Origin of the sequence: Mesorhizobium escarrei, from assembly GCF_935825525.1 — a bacterium.
In the GTDB taxonomy this organism is placed as follows: Bacteria; Pseudomonadota; Alphaproteobacteria; order Rhizobiales; family Rhizobiaceae; genus Mesorhizobium; species Mesorhizobium escarrei.
Genome location: NZ_CAKXZT010000173.1, coordinates 94,760 through 108,779, shown reverse-complemented (window position 1 = coordinate 108,779; position 14,020 = coordinate 94,760). Strand labels below are relative to the sequence as shown.

Sequence of the window (14,020 nt, the reverse complement as noted above, 5' to 3'; positions counted from 1 at the left end):
TTGCAATCGGCTGGAAATCGGGCGATTGAAGGAAGGCGGCCTGGAGCGACGTGCATCCATCTGGACGCACAAAGCACGCTCTGGCGCTTTGAGTGTACGCATCGTGCTTGCCGAAAGATCGGATCGATTTTCGGGCCATGCGAGAGGGAGAGGATCTTGATGATGACGATTGCGCGCAAATTGCTTTCGGCCGGCATTGTCGCGGCCGCTGCCGCCTTGGCGGCGTGCACCACCGCCGGCCCGGGCGGGCCGCCATTGGCCTCGCGGAGCCCGGTCGAAGGCTCGTGGATCGACGCGCAGGGCACGGGCCTGTCGACCTTCGCCGGCGGCAGCTTCAAGACCGTCGCCACCGACACCGGCCAGAAGCTTGCCGACGGCAGCTACAGCATGACCGGCGGCACCTCGGTCCAAATCCAGGGCACTTCGCTGATCCGCCAGACGCCGATCAGCTTCAACTGCTTGTTGATCTCCACCTCGCAGCTTAATTGCACCAGCGTGAGCGGGCAGAACTTTGTGCTGACGCGACGCACCTGAGCGCATGCCGAATTGCTTTTGCATAGGACGGCGGCTTGAGGCCGCCGTCCTTTTTGCGCCGGCTAAGCTGCCCCGATTCCGCTTGCATCAGCTAAAACGCGATGTGAACATGCGCCAAAAGCTGGCTGTTATGTTCCAGCCGAGCAACGGCGTTAAACAGGTCATCCGGGAGACGAAGATGAAGAAGATCGCCGCCATTGCCGCCCTGTCGGTGTCTGCGCTTGGCCTGTCGACCGGCGTGTCCTTTGCCGACTACACGCTGAACATCCTGCACATCAACGACTGGCACAGCCGCATCGAAAGCAACAACAAATATGAATCGACCTGCTCGGCCGAAGAGGAGACCAAGGGCGAGTGCACCGGCGGCGCGGCGCGGCTGATCACGGCGATCGCCCAGGAGCGCAAGAAGCTGGAAGGCCAGAACGTGCTGCTGCTCAGCGCCGGCGACAATTTCCAGGGTTCGCTCTTCTACACGACCTACAAGGGCAAGACCGAAGGCGAATTCCTCAACCAGATGAAATTCGACGCCATGGCGGTCGGCAATCACGAGTTCGACGACGGCGAGGCGGCGCTGGCGCCGTTCCTGGATATGATCAAGTTTCCGGTGCTCGGCGCCAATGTGAAGGCCAACGCGCAATCCAGGCTCGGTGACCGCGTGAAACCGTCGATCGTGATCGAGGTCGGCGGCCAGAAGATCGGTGTCGTCGGGGCGGTCACCAACGACACGCCGGAGCTCGCTTCGCCAGGCCCTAACGTCACCATCGAGGACGACGTCAAGTCGATCACATCAGAGGTCGAGAGGCTGAAGGGAGAAGGCGTCAACAAGGTCATCGCAGTCACCCATATCGGTTACAAGCGCGAGCGTGACGTCATTGCCAAGATCCCGGGTGTCGACGTGGTGGTTGGCGGCCACAGCCATTCGCTGCTGTCCAACACCGACCCCAAGGCTGAAGGCCCCTACCCGACGATGGTCGACAATCCGGACGGCTACAAGGTGCCGGTCGTCCAGGCGGCGTCCTATTCCAAATATCTCGGCGAGTTCAAGGTCGTGTTCGACGACAACGGGGTCGTGAAGCAGGCCAGCGGCGACCCGATCCACCTAGACAAGTCGATCACGCCAGACCCGGCCGTGCTTGCCCGCATCAAGGAGCTCGGCGCGCCGATCGAGGCGTTGAAGAACCAGGAGGTCGCCGAGACCACCAAGGCGATCGACGGCAGCCGTGAGAACTGCCGCACCCGCGAATGCGAGATGGGCAATCTCGTCTCCGATGCCGTCCTCGACCGCGTCAAGGACCAGGGTGTGGAGATCGTCGTCACGAATGGCGGCGGTCTGCGCGCTTCGATCGACCAGGGCACGGTCACCATGGGCGAAGTGCTGAACGTGCTGCCGTTCCAGAACACGGTGGCGACTTTCCAGATTTCCGGCAAGGATCTGATTGCCGGGCTCGAGAACGGTCTCAGCCAGATCGAGGACGGCGCCGGACGCTTCCCGCAGGTTGCCGGCCTAAAATATTCATTCGACAAATCGGCTGCCCCGAATGCCGGGCGCGTCAAATCGGTCGAAGTCATGCAAGGCGGCGCGTGGACGCCGATCAATCCGGACAAGGACTACCTGGTCGCCACCAACAACTATGTGCGCCAGGGCGGCGACGGCTACGAGGTGTTCGCCGACAAGGCCAGGAACGCCTATGACTACGGTCCGGGCCTCGAACAGGTGGTCGCCGATTACCTCGGCGCGCATCGGCCCTATACGCCGAAGCTCGATGGCCGCATCACCGAGGTCACGGCGGCCGCGGCGGAACCGGCCCAGGTACCGGCCCAGGAGCCGGCGAAGCCGGCCGAAGCTGCGCCCGCTCCGGCCGAGCCGGCAAAACCAGCAGAAACGGCTCCAGCCGCGACGGCGGAGCCGGCGATGCCTGAGCCGCCGGCCGGTTCGGACGACATTGCCACGACACCGCCAGCCGTGCCGGCGGAGCCCCCGGCAACGCCAGCGCCTGCCGAACCGGGCAAGCCAGCCGAGACGGCACCGGCTCCTGCGGCGGAACCGGCCAAACCAGCCGAGGCAACACCGGCCGAAAGCAGCCATGTGGTCGTTGCCGGCGATACCTATTGGGATCTCGCGGAAAAGGCCTATGGCGATGGCGCCAAGTGGAAAACGATCTCCGACGCCAACAAGGACTACGAGCCGCGCCGGCTTCCCGTCGGCGCAAGCTTGACCATCCCGGCGGCAAACTGAATTCTTCCGTCATTGTTGGAAAACCCGTCCGGCAAACCGGGCGGGTCTTTCCGCTTTCGCTGATAAGGTGCGGCCAGACGCTGCATTGAAAACCGGCGCGGCATCGCTAGTTTCGCGCGGTGTCCGGAGATCGCTTATGACGCTTCCCAACCCTGCCGATCCCAAGGCTGCGACGGTCCTCGGCCCGCTGCCGGCAGGACAGCCGCCGGTCGGGGCGGGCAGGATCGGCGTCATGCTGGTCAATCTCGGCACGCCCGACGGCACGGAATTCGAGCCGATGTGGCGCTATCTCAGGGAATTCCTGTCCGATCCGCGCGTCATCGAGCTCAACAAGGCGATCTGGTACCCGATCCTCTACGGGCTGGTTCTCACCACGCGGCCGAAGAAGTCGGGCGCCAACTATGCCAGGATCTGGAACCGGCAGCGTAACGAGTCGCCGCTGCGCACCTACACCCGCGCTCAGAGCGAAAAGCTGTCCGAGGCGCTGCGCGACCTGCCCGGCGTCACCGTCGACTGGGCAATGCGGTACGGCAATCCTTCGACCGAGAGCGTCGCCAAAGGCCTGGTCGCGCAAGGCTGCGACCGCATTCTGTCTTTTCCGCTCTATCCGCAATATTCCGCGACCACGACCGCGACCGCCAACGACCAGCTGTTTCGCGCGCTGATGAAAATGCGCCGCGCCCCGGCGATCCGCAGCGTGCCGCCCTACTATGCCGAACCGGTCTATATCGAGGCGCTTGCCGGTTCGATCGAGCGCCATCTGGCGAGCCTCGATTTCGAGCCGGAAATGGTCATCGCCTCCTATCATGGCATTCCGAAACCCTATTCCGACAAGGGCGATCCCTATCAGGCGCATTGCCTGGAGACGACCCGACTGCTGCGTGAAAAGCTCGGCTGGGACGAGAAGAAGCTGATCACCACGTTTCAGTCGCGCTTCGGTGCGCAGGAGTGGCTGCAGCCTTACACCGACAAGACGGTGGAAAAATTGCCCGCAGAAGGCGTGAGATCGATCGCCATCGTCAATCCGGGCTTTTCTGTCGACTGCATAGAGACGCTGGACGAGATCGGCAGGGAGGCGGCCGAGACCTTCCATCATGCCGGCGGCGAGAAGTTCGCGCATATTCCGTGCCTCAACGACAGTGCCGAGGGCATGGCGGTGATCGAGGCGATGGTGCGGCGCGAGTTGTCGGGTTGGGTGTGAAGCGGACAAAATCGAGCGCCGCGAGCCGGCTTTCCATGCACCGGTAATCCACTATCACCTGATTGTAACGTTCCTGAAACACACTTAACTGTTTGGTGAAGTCGGTTGCGTAGAAACATTCCGTGGCCGGCATCTGAGGGAGAGCCAAATGGAATTCAGTGGTTTCGATATCGCGCTTCTTGTTCTTGTCGCTCTTGTCGTGCTCGTGCTTTTCAAAGGCATCCGGACAATCCCGCAAGGCTACAACTATACCGTCGAACGCTTTGGCCGTTATACCAAGACATTGAGCCCCGGCCTCAACCTCATCGTGCCGTTCGTCGACCGCATCGGCTCCAGATTGAACATGATGGAGCAGGTGCTCGACGTCCCGACCCAGGAGATCATCACCCGCGACAACGCCACCGTCGCCGTCGACGGCGTCGCCTTCTACCAGGTGCTCAACGCCGCGCAGGCCGCCTACCAGGTCGCCGGGCTGGAGAACGCCATCCTCAACCTGACGATGACCAACATCCGTACCGTGATGGGCTCGATGGACCTCGACGAGCTTTTGTCGAACCGCGACGCCATCAACGAACGCCTGCTGCGCGTCGTCGACGAGGCGGCACATCCCTGGGGCATCAAGATCACCCGCGTCGAGATCAAGGACATCAATCCACCGGCCAATCTCGTCGAATCGATGGGTCGCCAGATGATGGCCGAGCGCAACAAGCGCGCGCAGATCCTCGACGCCGAAGGCCTCAAGCAGTCGCAGATTCTGGAAGCCGAGGGCCGCAAGGAAGCCGCCTTCCGCGACGCCGAGGCGCGCGAACGCTCGGCCGAGGCAGAGGCCCGCGCCACGCAGGTGGTGTCGGAAGCGATCGCCAAGGGCGACGTGCAGGCGCTCAACTACTTCGTCGCGCTGAAATACACCGAGGCGCTGACCAGGATCGGCTCCGCCACTAACAGCAAGGTCGTGCTGATGCCGATGGAAGCTTCATCCTTGATCGGCACGCTCGGCGGCATTGGCGCGATCGCCAAGGAGGTTTTCGGCAGCGACGGCGCTGCCGGCGCCACGCGGCAAGCTGCACGCCCGCCCGTCGTTCGTCCCAGCGAGACCTGAGGCCATGTTCGACCGCATCATTTCCGAACTCGGCCCTTGGGTTTGGATGGTTCTCGGCTTCGTCCTCCTGGTAATGGAGGTCATCGCACCGGGCATATTCATGCTGTGGATCGGCATCGCCGCGCTGCTGATCGGCGTGGTGTCGCTGCTCATCTGGGACGCGGACTTCTGGACCTGGCAGATCCAGGTTCTCGCTTTCCTGGCGATGTCGCTGGTTTCAGCCTATGTCGGCAAGAAACTGGTGGGCGGGCGCGATGATGGCACCGACCAGCCACTGCTCAACCGCCGCGGCGCACAGATGATCGGCAGGATGGCCACCCTGGCCGAGCCGATCAGGGACGGCCGCGGCCGCATAAAGCTGGGCGACACGCTATGGCGCGTCTCCGGCCCCGATCTGCCGGCCGGCACGCAGGTGCGCGTGACGGGCGCGGCCGACACCGATCTGGAACTGACGGTCGAGGCGGTCCTGGACTGAGCCCACCATCTCCGGCGAGCGACCTTGGCCTGAGGTCTCTCAGGCCGCGCCGATGCGCAGCAGATCGTGCAGATGGACAAGTCCGACCGGCCGTCTGCCTTCGACAACCATCAGGCTGGAGATGTTCGAACTGTTGATCGTCTGCAGCGCCGTCGCCACCAGCGTATCCGGTCCGGCCGTCTTCGGCTCCTTGGTCATGACCTGATCGACGCTCATCGCCAGGAGATTGCTGCCGATGTGGCGCCTGATGTCGCCGTCGGTGATAATGCCGATCAGCGCACCATCCGCAGCGGTTATCGCCACGCAGCCAAACCCCTTGCGCGACAATTCGAGGATCGCTTCGTGCATTCCAGTGCCGGAAGGCACCAGCGGCAGCCTGTCGCCGACATGCATGATGTCGCGGATCTGCGTCAGATTGGCGCCAAGTTGCCCACCGGGATGGAAGGTGCGGAAGTGATCCGGCGTGAAGCCGCGCGCTTCGAGCAGCGCGATGGCCAGTGCATCGCCGATCACCAGTTGCAACAGCGTCGATGTCGTCGGCGCCAGGCCGTGCGGGCAGGCTTCCGGCGCACGCGGCAATAAAAGCACCACATCGGCCGCCCGTGCCAGCGCCGATCGCTCTCCGGCGGTGACCGCGATCAGCGGAATCGAGAAGCGCCTGGAATAGGCGATGATGCCCTTGAGCTCGCGGCTCTCGCCCGACCACGAGATGGCGATGATGGCATCGTCCCTGGCGATCATGCCGAGGTCGCCATGATTGGCTTCGGCAGAATGGACGAAGAAAGCCGGCGTGCCGGTCGAGGCGAGCGTCGCCGCGATCTTTGAGCCGATATGGCCACTCTTGCCGACGCCGGTGACGATGACGCGGCCGGCGATCTGCGACACCATATCGACGGCGTGCGCGAACGGTTCGGTCAATCCGTTTTCGAGCGCGGCCGCCAGCGCCGCGACACCGGCCTGCTCGGTCGCTACCGTTCTAAGCGCCGAGGCGATCGAAGCCTGCCCATCGAGCCGCTTCTTGTCTGGGGATCCCGCATGCATGGCTGATGCGATTAGCGCTTTGCCGCGCGCCTGTCCAACGGAATTGCCATCCGGTAGCCATCCGCTAGGCTTTGATCGACCGCCGCCTCAATCCTCCGTTAACCATCCCCGTTTACGGTTCGGTAAGTATGGCGCGCGTGCGCCGCGCAAGCAGTGGTAGCGATGTCCGGGGCTGAAAAGAAAACAAGACGAAACGGCAAGGCGGCCTGCGCCTTGCTGCTGGCGACCAGCGTCTTCGCCTTGCTGCGGCCGGCCCAGCCCTATGCCCAGGTAACCGAGCTGCGCGGCGAGGTTTCGGAATCGGCGATTCTGGAAGACCAGCAGCGCAAAACCAGGCAATTGAACATGGCCGCCCAGGATCAGATGGCGCAGGCCGGTGAAAACAGCCAGAGCACTGCGCCGACGCCTGCCTATCAGCCGGCCAGCCCGGGCGCCGTACAGGACGACGACACGGCACCCGCGACCGGCAGTATTTTTGATCCGCCGGAAGCAACCGACGATCCGTTTGCGGCCGTTCCCGTCCCGCCGCCTCGGCCATCGAGCGCAACCCAGGGCGCAGCCGATCAAGACGAAGCCGCCGAGACACAAGGCGCCGCCGCGACGACGGCCACGACGGGTGACGAGGACACCGCCGAGACCGACCAGGACCCAATCAATTCGCGTGCCCTGACCATCGATTCCGCCGACAGGCAACAGCTCGATCCGGGCGCCGAGCGCGTCGAAGCCATCGAAGGCCGGGACAGGAGGGCCGAGGACGACCCGTTCGCCGCCACCGGCATCAAACTCGGCTCCTTCGTGATCAGGCCGACGCTCGAGCAGGGCCTGAGGGCGTCGTCAAATGCCGATTCAAGCGCCGAAGGCAAGCCGGCCCTGCTGTCGGAAACGACGCTGCGCTTCAATGCCATTTCCGACTGGCGGGAGAATTCAGCTGTCGTCGACGGCTACGGCACCTTTCTCAAGACCATATCGGGCGACGAGGTTGAGGAGGCGCGGGGCCGTGTCGATGGCACGCTCAACGTCGACCTCGACAACGATCTGCGCGCTATCGCCAAGCTCGGTTACGAGGCGGCGCCGGAATCGGCTTCCTCGCCGGTCGTCATCGAAGGCACCGTCGAGCAGCCGGTACGCCAGACGATTGACGGCAGCCTGGCGGTCGAGAAGGATGCCGGCAAGATGCGTTTCGCCCTGACCGGCGCAGTCGAACACGACATTTACGGCGACGCCAGGCTTTCGACGGGCGGAACGCTGTCGCAGAAAGACCGCGACTCGACGCTCTATACCGCCACCTTGCGCACCGGCTATGAGATTTCTCCCGCCATCACCCCTTTCACCGAGGTCGAAATCGGCCGCCGGGTCTATGATTTGCGCGTCGACACCAATGGTTTCGAACGATCCTCGACGCGGCTCGGCGTTCGGGCCGGCGCCGAGCTCGACCTCGGCGAGAAGCTTGCCGGCGAGTTCTCGGCCGGCTGGCTGCGCGAGGCGATCGACGACGACCGCCTGTCGGCAATTTCGGGCGCCACGGTGAACGCCGACCTCAGATGGTCGCCGGAACGCGGCACCACGATCGGCCTCACCGGACAGACGATCGTCGAGGGCACCACATCCGCCAATGAAAGTGGCACTATCCTTTACTCCGGCCGCCTCACCGGCGAGCGGGAGATCCGTGCCAACCTGATCGGCAACGCAGCTCTCGGCGCAGACTGGCGCGACTATATCGGGTCGGATGGCCATGATCTGATGCTGAGCGCCGAGGCCGGACTGACGTGGTGGCTGAACCGATATGCCGGACTGACCACCCGCGCCAGAACTGAAAAACAGATCAGCAACCTCGAGGGCCGCGACTACACCGCGCACAGCATCTTTGTCGGGGTGACGCTGCAGCCGTAACCAAGCCGTTTGGAGGTCTGGGCATGCCGCCGAAATTCGGCGGTCAGGCGGTGGCGAGCACGGTGGTCGAGACTGAACGTGGCTTAGAACGCTGCGCCCCGCTGCTGTGACGGTTTCATCTCGTCGAGAAGCTTGCTGATAATGCCCGCCATGCGTCCGTTTATGTCGCTGCGCCACAGCGCGAAGGCGACGTTGGCCTCGACAAAGCCTTCCGGCGATCCGCAATCGAAGGTGCGCCCCCGGTAGTGGCAGCCATAGAAGGGCTGCTGCTTCTCCAGCTTCAGCATCGCATCGGTGAGTTGTATCTCGTTGCCGGCGCCCTTCTCCTGGCCTTCGAGAATCCCAAATATCTCCGGCTGCAGGATGTAGCGCCCGTTGATGTAAAGATTGGAGGGTGCCGTGCCGGTCTTCGGCTTCTCCACCATGCCGGTGATGCGGAAACCGTGATGCGTATCCTCGCCGCGGCCGACGATGCCGTATTTATGGGCCTCGGCGGGGTCGCATTCCTGAACCGCGACGATGTTGTTGCCGGTCTCGGCATAAAGCTCGACCATCTCCTTCATGCAGCTTTTTTCGGACTGCATGATCATATCGGGCAAAAGCAGCGCAAAAGGCTCGTCGCCGACCAGCTCGCGGGCACACCAGACGGCATGGCCAAGGCCAAGCGGCACCTGCTGGCGGGTGAAGCTGGTCTGCCCTGGCGAAGGTTGCAGCCGCTGCAGGCGGGCGAGCTCATCGTCCTTGCCGCGCTGGGCGAGCGTGTCATAGAGTTCGAACTGAACGTCGAAATGGTCCTCGATGACCGCCTTGTTGCGTCCGGTCACGAAGATGAAATGCTCGATGCCGGCTTCGCGTGCCTCGTCGACCACATACTGGATGACTGGCCTGTCGACGACGGTCAGCATTTCCTTGGGTATTGCCTTGGTGGCCGGGAGAAAACGCGTGCCGAGGCCAGCGACCGGGAAAACTGCCTTGCGAACTCTCTTCATGCTGTCAACTATCCGCTTCTAAGGTTGTTCGGCAATCCCGCTTCAAGACATTTTCGTGCCGGAATCTGGGATTATGGAACGGCCGGTCAGAAAAAATCTGTAGTCCGTAAAGCACCAACCCGCCTTTTCGTTCCCAACGGCACCTATGGTAAACTAAATGCTAACCGGGTTCGGCGATGAATGATCTTCCTGTGATGAAGAAGGAGGAGTAGATGTCCGTTCGCAACGCCGCAAAGCGCTTCACAAGCATCGTTGCGGCCGCCAGCCTTTCGCTTGCCTTGCTGATTTCAACCGGATCGGCTTTTGCCGACGCCGGTTTCCGGCAATGGGTGGCGAGTTTCCGCGCCACCGCGGTGCGGAGCGGCGTTTCCGGCGCCGTTTACGACCGCGCATTCGAGGGCATCAGCGATGCCGACCCGGTCGTGCTGGAAAAAGCTCGCTATCAACCCGAATTCACCGCGCCGGCCTGGGACTATTTCGACAACCGCGTCCATGACCAGTCGGTCGCTGTTGGCAAGCAGATGGCCAGGAAGTGGAAGCCGTGGCTGGACAGGATCGAGGCAAGATACGGCGTCGACCGTCACATCCTGCTGGCGATCTGGTCGATGGAATCGAACTACGGCGAAATCCTCAAGCGCGACGATGTCATGCGCAATGTCGTGCGTTCGCTGGCAACGCTTGGCTATGCCGATTCGAGACGATCGAAGTTTGCCCGCACGCAGCTGATCGCGGCGCTGAAGATCCTGCAAAGGGGCGACATCGATAAAAGCCACCTCAGTGGCTCATGGGCCGGCGCCATGGGCCATACCCAGTTCATTCCCACCAGCTATCAGGCCTATGCGGTCGACATGGACGGTGACGGCAAGCGCGACATCTGGAATTCGATTCCCGATGCATTGGCAACGGCCGCCAATCTGCTCAGGAAGAACGGCTGGCAGGCCGGCAAGACCTGGGGCTATGAAGTCAGCCTTCCCGACGGAAGGAAGTTCCCGGCCGGATCGAAGTCGCTGTCGCAATGGCAAGCGCTGGGTGTCACGCGTGTCAACGGCAAGCCGTTCAGGAATAGCGCGGAGAAGGCCACGCTGAAGGTGCCGGGCGGCCGGGGCGGCCCGGCTTTCCTGATGGTCAAGAATTTTTCGGTCATCAAGCGCTACAATAATGCCGACAAATACGCGGTTGCCGTTGGCCTTCTTGCCGACGAAATCGCCGGCCATGGTGGGCTTGTGCAGGACTGGCAGCGGCCTTTCACGAAGCTCTCCTTCGAGGAGAGGCAGGAGCTTCAGCAACGGCTTTCCCAGTACGGCTACTACGACGGCAAGTTCGACGGCAAGATCGGCGAGGGATCGAGAGCCGCCATCATGGCATTCCAGGCAAAGGCTGGCTTGACCCAGGACGGACATCCGAGCATGGAAGTGCTCAAATCGCTCAGGCAGAACTAGCCTCGCATAGGGCAGACCTGGAGCATCGACCCAAACCGGTTTTGGGAATCTGATGCTCAAAATAGATAGAGCGGCGGCACGGTTGTATTAGAGTCCGGCGCTCTTAAGGGATGGAGACGGTAATTGGTTTCGGCTGCGCGTATCCGTGTGATCCTTCGTCGCGTGCCGATCCTGATTCTGGCCATTGCCGTTCTGGCCGTCAGCACTGCCGCCGTCTTTCACACGCCGGCCGTGGCGCAGGAAGAACAAAGGCGTGGCTGGTCGCTGCGCGACTTGTTGTTTCTGCGCCGAAGCGAGCGGGTGGAGCCGCCGCGACTGATTCAGCCGCGACTGATGCAGAGGATCGGGCCACGCAAGCCAAAAGCCAGAAAGCCCCGCGCCGCGCCGCGCCGGCCGGCTGAGCCGGCCGCGCCGATTGTCGAGAAGGCGCCGGATGCCCGCACCGTTCTGGTGGTTGGCGATTTCATGGCGAGCGGCCTCGCCGAAGGTCTCGACACCGCCTTTGCCGAAAACACCAAGATCAGGATCGTCGTTCGCAGCAATGGTTCGTCCGGTTTCGTGCGTGACGATTTCTACAACTGGCCCGAACAGATCAAGTCGCTGATCGAGACCGAAAAGCCCGCCGCCGTGATCGTCATGCTGGGCTCCAACGATCGGCAGCAGATGCGCGTGAACGGTGAACGCGAACAGCCGCGGTCCGAAGAGTGGACCAAGGAATACGAACGCCGTACCGAAGCGTTCGGCAAGGCCATCGCATCGGCCAAGGTCCCGTATCTGTGGGTCGGCATGCCGGCCTTCAAGGCGCCGAAGATGACCTCCGACATGCTGGCTTTCAACGAAATCTACCGCTCGACGGCCGAGAGTCATGGCGGCGAATTCATCGACATCTGGGACGGTTTCGTTGACGAGGAAGGCGCCTTTGTCACCAGCGGGCCTGATATCAACGGCCAGCCGGTGCGCCTGCGCACCGACGACGGCATCCGTGTGTCGAAAGCCGGCAAACGCAAGCTCGCCTTCTATGCCGAAAAACCCTTGCTGAAGATCCTTGGAATGACCTCGCCTCCGGGCACACCGACAGCTTATGCGCCGGCCGGCGCTCCCGTCGGGGCGCCGGCACCGACGCCCATGCCCGTCGACCGCACCGTGCCGATGCTGCTTAGCGATCCGGCACTCGACGGCGGTTCGGAACTTCTCGGCGCCGCGGCGCCGGCACAGGTGGACGGGCCCGGCGAAAAACGCGTCGTCGGGGGCAAGGCATCAGCTGCTTCGCCAGGCCGCGCCGACGATTTTTCCTGGCCGCCAAGGAAGCAGCCTGTGGCGGCGACTGTGCCCGAAACGACCACGGCGATCACTCCCTAAAAGCGCGTCGCGTGTGACCGGCCTCATGCGACGCGCTTTAGAGCGGTTCAGCTTTTGATAGAACCGCCGAACCGCTCTAAGTATTTGTTTTTTCGCAATTCCGGACGGAAAACCGCTACGCACTTCTCCTGGAATTGCTCTAGGGTGTTGTTTTTAAGCATGTCGTTATCGCAAAACCGCTGCACACTTTTGCGCGACATGCATTAAACCTGCTCCGGGCACCGGAAGCGCAGAAAACGCCCTCAGATGGCCGCGGGAGTAGAGTTTCCAAACGGTCTCAGCGCGGCAGCACGCTCGATCCCATCAGCGCCTCGTCGATCGAACGCGCTGCCTGACGGCCCTCGCGGATCGCCCAGACGACCAGCGATTGACCGCGGCGCACATCGCCCGCCGCATAGAGCTTTTCGACGCTGGTCTTGTAGTCGCGATCATTGGCCTTGACATTGTTCGAGCGTCGGCTGTCGATGGCGATCTTCATCTGGCCAGCCAGCTCCGACACCGGCCCGACGGAGGCCGGCCCGGCAAAGCCGATAGCGATGAAGGCGAGATCCGCGCGGATGACGAATTCCGTGCCGGCGATCGGCTTGCGCCTTTCATCGACCTCGCAGCATTTGACGCCGGTCAACGCGCCGTCCTCGCCGATGAATTCGAGCGTCGCCACCTGGAACTCGCGCTCGGCGCCTTCCGCCTGCGAGGACGAGGTGCGCATCTTCGTCGCCCAGTAGGGCCAGACCGAAAGCTTGTCTTCCTTTTCCGGCGGCTGCGGCCGGATGTCGAGCTGGGTGACGCGCACGGCGCCCTGGCGGAAGGCGGTGCCGACGCAGTCCGATGCGGTGTCGCCGCCGCCGACGACGACGACATGCTGGCCGCCGGCGACGATCGGCGGCGAGGGCCACGCCACCGACTGGATCGGCTCGCCGCCGATGCGCTTGTTCTGCTGCACCAGGTAAGGCATCGCGTCATGCACGCCGTCGAGATCGTCGCCGGGAATGTTGGCCGGGCGCGGCGTTTCCGAACCGCCGCAATAGAGCACCGCATCGTATTCGGCGAGCAGCTCCGCCACCGGCTTGTCGACGCCGACATTGATCCCGCAATGGAAGCTCACGCCCTCGCCCTGCATCTGCTCGATGCGGCGGTCGATGTAGTGCTTCTCGATCTTGAAGTCGGGGATGCCGTAGCGCATCAGCCCGCCCGGCCGGCTCTCGCGCTCATAAACGTGAACGTCGTGGCCGGCGCGGCCAAGCTGCTGGGCGGCCGCCATGCCGGCCGGCCCCGAGCCAATGACGGCGACGCGCTTGCCGGTTTTCTTTTCCGGAGGATAGGGCCGGATATGACCGGTTTCATAGGCCTTGTCGGCGATCGCCTGCTCGATCGTCTTGATGGCGACCGGAATGTCCTCGAGGTTCAGCGTGCAGGCTTCCTCGCAAGGTGCCGGACAGATGCGGCCGGTGAATTCCGGGAAATTATTGGTCGAGTGCAGGTTGCGGATCGCATTGTCCCAGTCGCCATTGTAGACGAGGTCGTTCCAGTCCGGGATCTGGTTGTGGACCGGGCAGCCGGTCGGCCCATGGCAGTACGGAATGCCGCAATCCATGCAGCGCGCGGCCTGTTTCTCAACCTCCTTGTCCGACATCGGCAAAGTGAACTCGCGAAAATGCCGGATGCGGTCGGAAGCCGGCTGGTACTTGTGCACCTGCCGGTCGATCTCGAGAAACCCTGTTACCTTGCCCATAGTCCAGTCCCTGCTGTCCAGATGG

The 14,020-nt window shown here is 63.0% G+C and carries 11 protein-coding genes; 8 read left to right on the top strand and 3 right to left on the bottom strand.

Annotated features, from left to right (window positions below):
- Positions 1 to 162 precede the first annotated feature (162 nt).
- The 5 genes from omp10 to NMG80_RS33660 all read left to right on the top strand — a co-directional run bounded on the left by omp10 (position 163) and on the right by NMG80_RS33660 (position 5,545).
- Positions 163 to 534, top strand: coding sequence for an outer membrane lipoprotein Omp10 (gene omp10 / locus NMG80_RS33680; RefSeq protein ID WP_254022147.1), 372 nt, complete (start codon positions 163 to 165; stop codon positions 532 to 534).
- 178 nt (positions 535 to 712) lie between these two features.
- Positions 713 to 2,770: a 5'-nucleotidase C-terminal domain-containing protein gene (locus NMG80_RS33675; RefSeq protein WP_254022134.1), complete on the top strand. Its 2,058-nt coding sequence runs from the start codon at positions 713 to 715 to the stop codon at positions 2,768 to 2,770.
- A 136-nt stretch (positions 2,771 to 2,906) separates the two neighbouring features.
- A complete protein-coding gene (gene hemH, locus NMG80_RS33670; protein ID WP_254022133.1) occupies positions 2,907 to 3,971 on the top strand; it encodes a ferrochelatase in 1,065 nt (354 codons plus the stop codon).
- Positions 3,972 to 4,119: 148 nt separating this feature from the next.
- Positions 4,120 to 5,070 carry an SPFH domain-containing protein gene (locus tag NMG80_RS33665; RefSeq protein ID WP_254022132.1) on the top strand — a complete coding sequence of 317 codons (951 nt, stop codon included), beginning with the start codon at positions 4,120 to 4,122 and terminating at the stop codon, positions 5,068 to 5,070.
- 4 nt (positions 5,071 to 5,074) lie between these two features.
- Complete coding sequence (locus NMG80_RS33660; RefSeq protein WP_254022131.1) at positions 5,075 to 5,545, top strand: NfeD family protein; 471 nt, start codon at positions 5,075 to 5,077, stop codon at positions 5,543 to 5,545.
- A 39-nt stretch (positions 5,546 to 5,584) separates the two neighbouring features.
- Here NMG80_RS33660 and NMG80_RS33655 read toward each other — a convergent pair whose 3' ends face one another.
- A complete protein-coding gene (locus NMG80_RS33655) occupies positions 5,585 to 6,586 on the bottom strand; it encodes a KpsF/GutQ family sugar-phosphate isomerase (protein ID WP_254022130.1) in 1,002 nt (333 codons plus the stop codon).
- A 162-nt stretch (positions 6,587 to 6,748) separates the two neighbouring features.
- Between NMG80_RS33655 and NMG80_RS33650 the strand changes: the two genes are divergently transcribed.
- Positions 6,749 to 8,476, top strand: a complete 1,728-nt coding sequence (locus tag NMG80_RS33650) for an outer membrane beta-barrel protein (protein ID WP_254022129.1) — start codon at positions 6,749 to 6,751, stop codon at positions 8,474 to 8,476.
- Positions 8,477 to 8,559: 83 nt separating this feature from the next.
- On the opposite strand, the gene galU is transcribed toward NMG80_RS33650, so the two are convergent.
- The gene (galU, locus tag NMG80_RS33645) at positions 8,560 to 9,465 is read right to left on the bottom strand and encodes a UTP--glucose-1-phosphate uridylyltransferase GalU (protein ID WP_254022128.1); all 906 of its coding nucleotides are present in this window, start codon (positions 9,463 to 9,465) and stop codon (positions 8,560 to 8,562) included.
- Between the two features lie 212 nt (positions 9,466 to 9,677).
- Here galU and NMG80_RS33640 point away from each other — a divergent pair, with 212 nt between their 5' ends.
- Together NMG80_RS33640 and NMG80_RS33635 are read left to right on the top strand one after the other, a co-directional pair.
- Positions 9,678 to 10,904 (top strand): lytic murein transglycosylase, encoded by a 1,227-nt coding sequence (locus NMG80_RS33640; RefSeq protein ID WP_254022127.1) that lies wholly within the window; start codon positions 9,678 to 9,680, stop codon positions 10,902 to 10,904.
- Between the two features lie 123 nt (positions 10,905 to 11,027).
- Positions 11,028 to 12,263, top strand: coding sequence for an SGNH/GDSL hydrolase family protein (locus NMG80_RS33635; protein ID WP_254022126.1), 1,236 nt, complete (start codon positions 11,028 to 11,030; stop codon positions 12,261 to 12,263).
- 277 nt (positions 12,264 to 12,540) lie between these two features.
- Here the strand turns inward: NMG80_RS33635 and NMG80_RS33630 are convergent, their stop codons facing one another.
- Positions 12,541 to 13,995, bottom strand: a complete 1,455-nt coding sequence (locus NMG80_RS33630) for a glutamate synthase subunit beta (RefSeq protein WP_254022125.1) — start codon at positions 13,993 to 13,995, stop codon at positions 12,541 to 12,543.
- Positions 13,996 to 14,020: the final 25 nt, after the last annotated feature.